This window comes from Enterobacter sp. HMSC16D10, assembly GCF_001807145.1.
In the GTDB taxonomy this organism is placed as follows: domain Bacteria; phylum Pseudomonadota; class Gammaproteobacteria; order Enterobacterales; family Enterobacteriaceae; genus Enterobacter; species Enterobacter roggenkampii.
This window is the reverse complement of the sequence record NZ_KV787846.1, coordinates 1-3,903: the sequence shown is the minus strand read 5'-3', so window position 1 is coordinate 3,903 and position 3,903 is coordinate 1. Positions and strand designations below refer to the sequence as shown.

Annotated in this window: 2 protein-coding genes and 3 pseudogenes; 1 reads left to right on the top strand and 4 read right to left on the bottom strand. The window is 49.6% G+C overall.

Annotation, left to right across the window (positions count from 1 at the left end; all coding sequences use genetic code 11):
- Window positions 1-440: 440 nt before the first annotated feature.
- From HMPREF3143_RS05600 to HMPREF3143_RS05585, 4 genes and pseudogenes are all read right to left on the bottom strand, one after another.
- Entirely contained in the window at window positions 441-848 is a 408-nt protein-coding gene (locus tag HMPREF3143_RS05600) for a DUF943 family protein (RefSeq protein ID WP_045337482.1), read from the bottom strand.
- Window positions 841-2,076: pseudogene (locus tag HMPREF3143_RS05595) on the bottom strand (PAAR domain-containing protein). The gene HMPREF3143_RS05600 and the pseudogene HMPREF3143_RS05595 overlap by 8 nt, the downstream one beginning before the upstream one ends.
- Window positions 2,076-2,552, bottom strand: coding sequence for a PAAR domain-containing protein (locus HMPREF3143_RS05590; RefSeq protein ID WP_045337478.1), 477 nt, complete (start codon window positions 2,550-2,552; stop codon window positions 2,076-2,078). The pseudogene HMPREF3143_RS05595 and the gene HMPREF3143_RS05590 overlap by 1 nt, the downstream one beginning before the upstream one ends.
- 179 nt (window positions 2,553-2,731) lie before the next feature.
- Window positions 2,732-3,235 (bottom strand): annotated as a pseudogene (locus tag HMPREF3143_RS05585) (recombinase family protein).
- Between HMPREF3143_RS05585 and HMPREF3143_RS05580 the strand changes: the two are divergent.
- Window positions 3,219-3,869: pseudogene (locus HMPREF3143_RS05580) on the top strand (Tn3 family transposase); the annotation flags it as partial. The pseudogenes HMPREF3143_RS05585 and HMPREF3143_RS05580 overlap by 17 nt on opposite strands.
- Window positions 3,870-3,903 lie beyond the last annotated feature (34 nt).

Below are 3,903 nucleotides of genomic sequence, written 5' to 3'. Positions count from 1 at the left end.
AAGGAGGGAGTGACCATCTCATTAAATATCCTACCCTAAGGTTGTTTTGACGGAATGAAGTACGTATATGCTCGAACTCCCCATTTAGTCCGACTAACGCACTTGTTCAGGTAACTGTTTTCTTTAGTCCAGCCCTAAAAGACACGACGAATCGCCAGTCGCGTTAACCATTGGTAACAGGTTTGCAGAGTAATGATGATGTAGGCGGTGCTACAGAGCTCTTGAAGTGGTGCCCTGACTGCGGCTACCCTGGAAGGACAGTTTAGGTATCTGCGCTCCGTGAAAGCCAGTTACCATCGGAACAAAGAGTTGGTAGTTCTGAATTCCGGAAAAAAACCACCGTTGGTAGCAGTTTTTTGTATACAGGGCAAGAGATTACGCGCGAAAAAAAGGATCTCAAAGATCCTTTTTGATTTAACGTTCAGTCATTAAAATTTACGTTAATACGACTCATATTTAAGCCCATAATTCTGGCTATATCGTACATCCAAAAGTGGCTTTCTATCAATACACCGCTTCTCTGTCTGTATGTCATTGAAGCAAGAAACCTCATCAATAAACCCAAGCAAGCTTTCATTCGGCTCGGTACGATATCCATTCCCAAAATCCATAATAGATATGTAGTAATAATAATCTTCGCCTTTATTCGGTATACCGTATTTTTCCTGAATCATATCCTTGTTGGCTTCCCACCAGGCTATCTGGCGGCTTTTCAGGTACGGAAAATGCCTGACCAGTATCGTATCGCCATCATGTACTGCCACAATATCAACCGGCGTCAGGTACTGCCAGAGCAGAAAGCCACCGGCAGCCGCCGCAATAACGCCCGCTATCAGCCACTTATTCATCCCGCCTCCCGCTGATTTCCACGGTCGTATTCATCTCGGTGATAAACGGCCTGTAGCCGTATTTCACATAACGCTGCAGCACAAACCAGGTCCGGAAAATTCGTCCCTGATGAAAAACAGGGTTCAGAATGTCTGCATCATCAAGTCCGAAGTGATCTTGAATCCGGTAATGCACCTTCGCCCGGTAGCTGTTGCCCGTCACCTCCAGCGACTGCAGCGTGATATGCGTCGACCAGGTATCATGGACGGTTATCACCAGCCCGTTAGTACGGTCGATAAGATGGTCAAACTATGGCAGAACAGCCCCACTTAACTCCTTAAAGTTTCCCTTTTCGTCAAACAACTTGTCCTTCTTATCGAGAGGAATAAATCCATACTCGTAGTTAATTGCTGCTTTTAGAACATTTTGGATTCTCAGCAACGAACTTTTCCCAGAACGGTCATTCAGGATCTGCTCTTTCAGCGCCTTATCCAGTAGCGGGCTGCTGTACGGTGTGCCGCTGTTCTTCTGCATGTGGTTGATCATCTCAGTGATGATGTTCTTATACGGACCGTGAAAGGAGAACACCTTCGCCAGTTCACGAAACTCATCAAACATCAGTCGCGCGCTTTCCTCCCGGCTGACTACAACCGGCGCACTCTCCGTCAGGCTGCCCGAATAAAATCCATCATACGGACTGGCTACAACCCGCGGCGAAAGGGTCAGCGTATACGGGTTCACTTTCGCCGAGACGTCCGTCAGGCCAAAGCGCCCTTTCAGCGCTTCCTCGCTCAGATCGCCGTGGTGCATGTCTTTAGCGCCATAATCATCCATCATGCGCTGTGTGGTATAAATCCGCGCGGGAAGGGGCATTGGCTCAGGTTTTTTTTCTTTCTCTTCAGCCAGTTTTTTCTTCCGGGCAGTTTCATCACGCTCGGCTGCCAGCCCGGCATTGCAGTTATATTCGTAGGTGTTGTCCAGATCCTGCGGAATGAATTTCGCCCGACACGGACAGGAACTGTAACTTTCGATGGAGCCGGCTAGCTGGCGGTTTACTCCGCCCACTTCGTACATGTCGCCCATGCCACCACAGATACGGTAGATCCCGGGATGTTTTCCGCAGGTCACTTTATCGGACTCCCGCGCCTGTGGTCGCCCGAAAAATTGGGTGTCTTCAGCACCGGTGATAATTTTGCCGCCACAGACGGTACGATCTCCCTGGAAAAGAAAATAACCTTCCAGCGCCATCAGTGTTTACCTCCCGGCACCGTTAAAAAGCCATCAGGCAGTGTATCGCCCTCACGGAAAACACACATCTGACTACCCTGAGGCGTGGAAATAATTTCATCGCCGTTATCCAGCATGCTGCCCACGAGCGCCATCGATTCCCCCTGCGTCATTTGGCCTTTACCGGCTCCACAAATAATGGTCGCCTCGCGCCCGTCCGAATACACCACTTTATCCCCGACCCGCGCGGCATAATGCCCGCCAAGGGTACTTTTGCCGGATACCTCACGGATCACGCCACCATGACGGGTCAGGCTGCCAGCCGTTGCCCCCCGGTAAATATGGAGAACAGCGCGCTGTAACACTGATTCCATTTCTGCGACGAGCGACTGACGCGTCTGCGGATCAACTCCTGCCAGAAACTCATCGGTCAGCCACGGCTGACGCAGCCGTTCCAGCACATCAGGGGTCAGTTCATTGGTGTATTGCTGTGACATGTAAAACCCTCACGGTTTATATGGTTAACATCTGACCCATCATACACCGACGGACATTTTATCGCCGTTTCCGTAAAGGAATACAAAAGTAAAATTTTGTAAGATGCAGCGCTCTAACTCCCTGAACAGGCTTATTTTACCCTGAGAATAGTTTGTCGTGTGGTGCTGAATTCACGAGCCTAAGCACTCACAGTTATCCCGATGCTAAGGCGTTCCAGGACTAATTACTTTTGTTCCTCATTCAATGCAGAGGGGCGTCCAAAGCGTTTCCCTGATGCTTTTGCCTGTGCAATACCAGAGTGTGTGCGCTCAATGAGCAGTTCACGCTCAAATTCTGCCACCGCCGAGATTACCTGCATCATCATTTTTCCGGCAGGGCTGGCGAGGTCCACACCGCCCAATGCGAGACAGTGAACCCGAATTTCAGAATCAGCCAGCATTTCAACTGTCTTTCTGATGTCGATTGCATTGCGTCCGAGACGATCAAGTTTGCTGACAATCAACACATTGCCATTTTCCATGCGATCAAACAGCTTGGTAAAAACAGGGCGTTCACTGGCGGCAACCGAACCGCTGATATGCTCTTCACTCATTCGTTGGGGTTTGATGGTAAAACCAGCCGCTTCAGTTTCACAACGCTGGTTTTCTGTTGTCTGTTCAAGAGTGGATACCGCAGGCTTCACTGAGCATGTTTTCGCGCTAATGCATCTGCTCGGATTCGCTTTTGCGTCAAGTATCCGGGATCTTCATGACAAACGGTTGTTTATTCATGGGAAAGCTGAGTTGTATCCGGGGCTTCAGTCAATCATATCCTTAACCAGTCTGAATCTTAAGGAAATTGAAGCACTCTGGCATGAGGTACTGCGTCTGGCAAAGGCATTAAGGGAGATTGGCCGCATCGAAAGGTCATTGTTTATGCTGGACTGGTTCCGGGATCCTTCATTGCGTCGCCGGGTGCAGGCAGGGTTGAATAAAGGTGAGGCCCGCGATGCCCTGGCGCGAGCTGTCTTTATGCATCGACTGTGGGAAATCAGAGATCGGGGGCTGGAAAATAAGAGCTACCGGGCCAGTAATCTGACATTGCTGACTGCGGCGATCTCGCTGTGGAATACGGTATATATAGAAAGAGCCATAGATTCTCTGAAGCGGAAAGGACTCCCGCTAAATGAACAGCATATTGCGCATCTTTCCCCGCCAGGATGTGAGCACATAAATCTCAGCGGGGACTACGTCTGGCGAACAAACCTCTAGCTGGGACAGGGTAAATACCGCACGTTACACTCAGTAGTTAGCAGCCTGTACAAAAAACAGGCTTAGCGTAGGATATTTAATGAGATGGTCACTCCCTCCT